Origin of the sequence: Mycobacterium sp., from assembly GCF_052144515.1 — a bacterium.
In the GTDB taxonomy this organism is placed as follows: Bacteria; Actinomycetota; Actinomycetes; order Mycobacteriales; family Mycobacteriaceae; genus Mycobacterium.
This window is the reverse complement of record NZ_JBKQQD010000445.1, coordinates 1-5,570: the sequence shown is the minus strand read 5'-3', so window position 1 is coordinate 5,570 and position 5,570 is coordinate 1. Positions and strand designations below refer to the sequence as shown.

General features: G+C 67.8%; 7 protein-coding genes. 2 read left to right on the top strand and 5 right to left on the bottom strand.

Annotation, left to right across the window (positions count from 1 at the left end; translation table 11 throughout):
- A partial coding sequence (locus ACLP9N_RS29970) for a nitrite/sulfite reductase (RefSeq protein WP_442410766.1) occupies positions 1 to 1,236 on the bottom strand: 1,236 nt, incomplete at its 3' end.
- 562 nt (positions 1,237 to 1,798) lie between these two features.
- Here ACLP9N_RS29970 and ACLP9N_RS29965 point away from each other — a divergent pair.
- A complete protein-coding gene (locus ACLP9N_RS29965; RefSeq protein WP_442410765.1) occupies positions 1,799 to 2,029 on the top strand; it encodes a FitA-like ribbon-helix-helix domain-containing protein in 231 nt (76 codons plus the stop codon).
- Positions 2,016 to 2,186 carry a hypothetical protein gene (locus ACLP9N_RS29960; protein ID WP_442410764.1) on the top strand — a complete coding sequence of 57 codons (171 nt, stop codon included), beginning with the start codon at positions 2,016 to 2,018 and terminating at the stop codon, positions 2,184 to 2,186. Before ACLP9N_RS29965 ends, ACLP9N_RS29960 begins: the two co-directional genes overlap by 14 nt.
- A gap of 8 nt (positions 2,187 to 2,194) precedes the next feature.
- Here ACLP9N_RS29960 and ACLP9N_RS29955 read toward each other — a convergent pair whose 3' ends face one another.
- The 4 genes from ACLP9N_RS29955 to ACLP9N_RS29940 form a co-directional block, all read right to left on the bottom strand.
- Complete coding sequence (locus ACLP9N_RS29955; protein ID WP_442410763.1) at positions 2,195 to 3,208, bottom strand: TIGR03617 family F420-dependent LLM class oxidoreductase; 1,014 nt, start codon at positions 3,206 to 3,208, stop codon at positions 2,195 to 2,197.
- A gap of 17 nt (positions 3,209 to 3,225) precedes the next feature.
- A complete protein-coding gene (locus ACLP9N_RS29950; protein ID WP_442410762.1) occupies positions 3,226 to 4,605 on the bottom strand; it encodes an FAD-binding oxidoreductase in 1,380 nt (459 codons plus the stop codon).
- Positions 4,606 to 4,664: 59 nt separating this feature from the next.
- Positions 4,665 to 5,402: an SDR family NAD(P)-dependent oxidoreductase gene (locus ACLP9N_RS29945; RefSeq protein WP_442410767.1), complete on the bottom strand. Its 738-nt coding sequence runs from the start codon at positions 5,400 to 5,402 to the stop codon at positions 4,665 to 4,667.
- On the bottom strand, positions 5,318 to 5,570 hold a 253-nt coding region (locus ACLP9N_RS29940; RefSeq protein WP_442410761.1), incomplete at its 5' end, for a 2TM domain-containing protein. The genes ACLP9N_RS29945 and ACLP9N_RS29940, both read right to left, overlap by 85 nt.

The following is a 5,570-nucleotide window of genomic DNA, read 5'->3' as shown; positions in this document are numbered from 1 at the left end:
GTTCTTGCGCCACGAGGACGGCCGCGACGGCAGGCCCAACGCGTCCAGGCCGGCGACCAGCTCGTCGACCTTGTCGTCGGGCACGTCGAGGATGACCAGCTTCTGGAACGGGGTGAACCGGGCCCGGTCCGAGCCGACCTTCTCCATCAGGTCGGCCACCGCCGACAGGGTGGTGCCCGACACGCGTCCGGCGATCGGGGCGACGCCGACGGCGTTGAGGCCGTTCTTGATCTTCTGCACGCCGATGTGGTCTATGGGATGCTTGGCCGGCTCGGGGGCCGGGCCGTCGATCATCTTGCGCCCCAGATACTCCTGTTCGAGAACTTCACGGAATCTTTCGATGCCCCAGTCCTTGACCAGGAACTTGATCCGGGCCTTGGCGCGCAGCCGGCGGTAGCCGTAGTCGCGGAAGACCTGGGTGACGGCCTCCCAGACGTCGGGGACCTCGTCCAGCGGGACCCACACGCCGACCCGCTGGGCCAGCATCGGGTTGGTCGACAGGCCGCCGCCGACCCACAGGTCCATGCCCGGGCCGTGCTCGGGGTGGTTGACGCCGACGAAGGCGACGTCGTGGGTCTCGTGCGAGACGTCCTGCAATCCGGAGATCGCGGACTTGTACTTGCGCGGCAGGTTGGCGTAGTCGGGATTGTTCATGAAGCGGCGGATGATCTCGTCGATCGCCGGCGAGGGATCGAGCACCTCGTCGAGCGAGTCGCCGGCCAGCGGCGAACCGTGGATGCCGCGGGGGCAGTCACCGCAGGCCTCGGTGGTGGTCAGGCCGACGGATTCGAGCCGGCGCCAGATCTCGGGAACGTCCTCGATGCGGATCCAGTGGAACTGCACGTTCTCCCGGTCGCCGATGTCGGCGGTGTCGCGGGCGAACTCGGTGGAGACCTGGCCCAGGGTGCGCAGCGTCCGTGCCGACATCGGCTTGCCGTCGGAGCGCACGCGCATCATGAAGTACTTGGCTTCGATCTTGTCGATGTTCTCGTCGCCGGTCCAGGAGCCGTCGTAGCCCTGCTCGCGTTGGGTGTAGAGGCCCATCCAGCGGAAGCGACCGCGCAGGTCGTTCGCGGCGATGCTGTCGAATCCCTCTTTGGCGTAGACGTTGAGGATGCGGTCCCGGACGTTCAGCGGCGCGTCGTCGTGCTTGAACTGCTCGGCGTCGTTGAGCGGTTCGCGATCTCCCAGCGCCCACTGGCCCTCACTGCGATTCTTGGGACGGGCTGCCGTCATATGGCGTTTCCCCTTCTTGCCAGACGAACCCGCCGCCTGGCATGGCCACGCGGGCCGGCGTGCAGAAGGCAGCGGAGGTGCCCGCCGGTGCGCCGTTGCACCGACGGGTATGGCACCAATACTGCCCCGGGGCGCAGGCGGTTAGTAGACGCTCACGCGTTGTGAGCTCACAACGTTTGGTTGGGTGCGTGGGTGCACTAGTTTTGAATTGCATTGTGGGCCAGCGCAATTACGGCAGCACGTTTCACAAGATTGGTAATCTTGGCTTGTTTACTGATGTTGGTCCGGCATCCGTCGTTATGCTGCCCCAGCTCGAGCCGTCGGCCCAGGCTCCGCGGACCAGGACGACGTCGGCGGTCAAGGGGTCAATGGCTGAGTCACATCCCGCACACCAGTCTCTCGAAGAGGCCGCACCCGTTGTGCCCACCTCAGAGCGACAACTTCTGTGACGCGATCAGTGGTCGCTCGGAGGCGGGAACATCGGCATATCCCCGCCTTATCTGTGACTGCTGTGCATGCTGTCGGACCTTGCATTTGGCGCCAGCAGCGCCAAAATGGCGCCATGCCCAGTGTGCAGATCAAGAACGTCCCGGAACATACCCACCGCGTTTTGCGCGAGCGGGCTGCGCGCGCACATCAATCCCTGCAGGAATACCTGCGAAGCCGCCTGATCGCTGATGCGAGCCAACCCACGCTGGAGGAGGTTCTCGACCGCGCCGCCGCACGCCGGGGTGGCCGTGTCTCGTTTGACGCGGCCGCCGAACAGGTTCGGGCGGATCGTGATCATCGTTGATGCGAGTGTCTTAGCCATAGCGCTCGGCGATGACGGAAGAGACGGCCAGCGCGCGTATATCGCCCTGGCCGAGGCCTTGGATGTTGTGCTGATCACCGCCGATGTGCACCTTTCACGCGCGCCGGGTGTGCGCTGTGAGGTTGAGGCCATCAGCTGACGGACAGATCACCCCGCCAGCCGGCGGGCGACCTCGCCGTACCGCTCGAAGCGCTCCTGATCGCCCAGGGCGCTGTAAAAGACGAGGCGCGTGGCGATCCCGTCGTACTTTGCGGCCAGCTCGTCGGCCAGGCCATCCCAGGTCGATTCGGTGGCGAACCGAGCGATGTGGTCGTCGGTGATCTGGGCCGCCATGCCCTTGAAGTCGCCGGCCTTCTGCTTTTCGCGGATGCGGGCGGTGGTGCCCTCGAAGCCGGCCTCGTCCCAGATGAACGCGTAGTTGGGGGTGCTGCCGTAGAAGGACATGCTGGCACGCACCATCTCCCGCTCGGTGTCGCGCTCCTGGTCGCTGTCGCCGACGATCGTCAGCGCCGGCACGATGACGGCGATGTCCGATGTTGACCGCCCCGCCTTGGCAGCGCCCTCGGAGATGTTCGGCAGCACATGGCGTTTCAGGTAACCCAGCTCGCCAATCGGGTGGACGTGCACCCCGTCGGCCACCTCGCCGGCCATCCGCAACATCCACGGATTGACCGCCGCCACGTCGACTTTGGGGTCCGGCTCGTCGATGGGTCCGGCGCTCCACTGGGGGGTGATGAAGTCGAGGTTGTAGAACTCGCCGTGGTAGTCGAGCTTGCCCGTGCGGAACGCGGAGAAGCATGCCTTGACCGCCCGCACGTAGTCGCGCAGCCGCGGGCCCGGGTGCTCGAAGGGCATGCCGTAGCGGCGCACGACGTGCGTGCGCACCTGGGTGCCCAGGCCCAGGCGGAACTTCCCTGCGGTCGCCTCCTGAAGTTCCCACGCCGTGGCCGCGGTGACGAAGGGGCTGCGCGGAAAGGCCACCGCGACGCCGGTGGACAGCTCGAGTCCGGGGGCGGCCTGCGAGGCCACGGCGGCGTTGAGGTAGGCCGTGCGGCCGGTTTCGGTGAACAGCAGACCCGAAAACCCCGCAGCCTGGGTGCGTCGGGCCAGGTCACCGGTCCGTGTTAGCGGTTGCGGGACCGTCATCGCATCGACGTGCATGGCGCAACAGTATGCCGTCAGGGTTCGGCGAACAGAACGTCGGGGTTGAGGATGCCCGCCGGGTCGAAGCTGCGTTTGATGCGGTGCATCAACGCAACCTTGGCCGGGTCTTCGAGCTTGAGGAAGTAGGGGGTCTTGGCGCGGCCGAGGCCGTGTTCGCCGGAGATCGCACCGCCCAATTCGATTGCGAGCGCGAAGATATCGGTCATGAGCTTCTTGCGCTTGTCCGGGTCCTTGCACAGGATAGCCAGGTGCACGTTGCCGTCACCGGCGTGCCCGCAGCCGGCCGCGGCAGCGCCGGCCTCCAACGCCAGACTACGCGCGGTGGCAAGGAATTTCGGCATCGCGCCGCGCGGCACCACGGTGTCGATGATGTCGTCGGCGCCGATCGCCTTGGCGGTCCAGAACGCCTTTTCGCGCGCCTCGATCAGCTTGCGGGCCGAGGCCCCTTCGAGCACGTAGACGTCGACGGCGCCCGTCTCGGCGAGCAGCTCACCGGCCCGCTCGACGTCCTCGTCCAGCCGGTCGGCGGTGCGGTTCTCCAGCGCCACAACGAGATACGCCTGGCAGCCGTCGCGGACTCGGTCCGGGATGCCCAGCTCCAGGTTCTGGGTGTGGACGAGCGCGGCCATCGTCATGTTGTCGATGTATTCCAGGATGTAGGGGCCGAGCCCGCTGGCCAGGACCTTGGGCACCGCCGCCATCACCTGGTCGAAGTCGGTGAACGGCGCGAGCACGGTGGCGTTGTGGTCGAGCCGGGGGTGCAGCTTGACGATCACCTCGGTGGCCAGGGCCAGGGTGCCCTCGGAGCCGACGATGAGCTGGGTCAGGTCGTAGCCGGTGGAGACCTTGGCGATCCTGCCGCCGGTGCGGATGATCTCGCCGGTCGGCAGCACCGCCTGCAGCCCGAGCACGTTGTGGCGGGCGATTCCGTATTTGACCGCGCGCATGCCGCCGGCGTTGGTGCCGACGTTGCCGCCGACACTCGAGGACAGCTCGCCCGGGTGCACCATGTAGCTCAGGCCGAATTCTGCGGTGGCGGCGTCTAACTCAGTCAGGGTGACACCCGGCTGGACGACGGCGACCTGGTTGGTGGTGTCGACCTCGAGGACGGCGTTCATCCGATCGAAGGAGATCAGCAGCCCGTCGCCGCGGGGGATCGCCGCCCCGGACAGGCCGGTTCCGGACCCCCGCGCGGTCACCGGTGTGCCGTCTTCGGAGGCGGCCGCCAGCAGTTGCGCGACCTCCTCCGCGGTCGCCGGCTTGGCGACGTACGCCGGCTTCTGCGGCGGCTGTGTCAACACCTCGTCGTGGGAGTAGTCGTCGGGGATGGCGTCGCCGGTCAGCAGGTTATGCGTCCCGACGATCTCCGCGAACCGCGCGGTCATGTCGCTCATGCAGGCCTCACCTTCTCATGCTGCGCTCCGAGCCACTCTAGAGGCGGGTGTCGAGGCCGTCATGAGCGTGGTGTCTCCACTGACGACGATTCGGCCGGTCGCAGCAATCGCCCGCTGGTGAGCGCCGCAAGCCGGCCAGGGCTGAGTCGTCCGCCCGTCGCCATCACGCGGTTGCGCCACCCCGGAACCACTACGGGACGGCCGCGGTCCATGCCGCGCAGCCCGGCGGCCACGACGGGTTCGGGCGCGGCGAGGCGGCGGTAGATCGCGGTGTGGGAGACGTCGCTACCGAGGGCGTCGACGAACCCGGTGCGGGTGGGACCGGGGCACATCGCGGTGACCGTGACGCCCGTGCCGCGGGTCTCGGCCCACAGTGCCTGGCTGAGTGACAGCAGAAACGCTTTCGACGCACCGTAGGTGGCCTGGTAGGTGCCGGGCTGAAACGCGATGGTGGAGGCGACATTCACGATGCCGCCGCCACCGCGGGCCAACATCCCCGGCAGGACCGCATGGGTCAGCCGGACCGCCGCGTCGACGTTGACCGCGACCAGTTCGTGCTCGCGCTCGGCGTCGATCTCGGCGAACGGGCCGTAGGTGCCGAACCCGGCGTTGTTGATCAGCACGTCCACCGCCCGCCCGTCGAGGTGGGCGATCAGGTCGGCGACGTCGGCGTCGGTGCCCAGGTCGCCGACGACCAGTTCGACGCTCTCTGTCAACGGTTTTCGAGCGCCTTGCGGCAACCCGGTACGGACAAGGCATGGCCGGCGAGCCCGATCGCGCCGCCGAGGATCGGCCAGATCGGCCAGAAGTACGAGTCGCCGGTCGTGACGGCCACGGCGGCCCACACGCTGAGCACGATGGCGGCCATGGCCAGGTAGGCGCCGAGGTGGATGCGCACCGCGAGGCGAGCCGCGGCGACCCGGGCGGCGTGGCGGCGGGGATCGTGGCGCCGGATGCGATCGTGT

Bases quoted from the DNA above. Each gene is read 5' to 3' on its own strand.
- ACLP9N_RS29965 (WP_442410765.1), top strand. From the start codon at position 1,799: ATGCCCAGTGTGCAGATCAAGAACGTCCCGGAACATACCCACCGCGTT.
- ACLP9N_RS29955 (WP_442410763.1), bottom strand. From the start codon at position 3,208: ATGCACGTCGATGCGATGACGGTCCCGCAACCGCTAACACGGACCGGT.
- ACLP9N_RS29950 (WP_442410762.1), bottom strand. From the start codon at position 4,605: ATGAGCGACATGACCGCGCGGTTCGCGGAGATCGTCGGGACGCATAAC.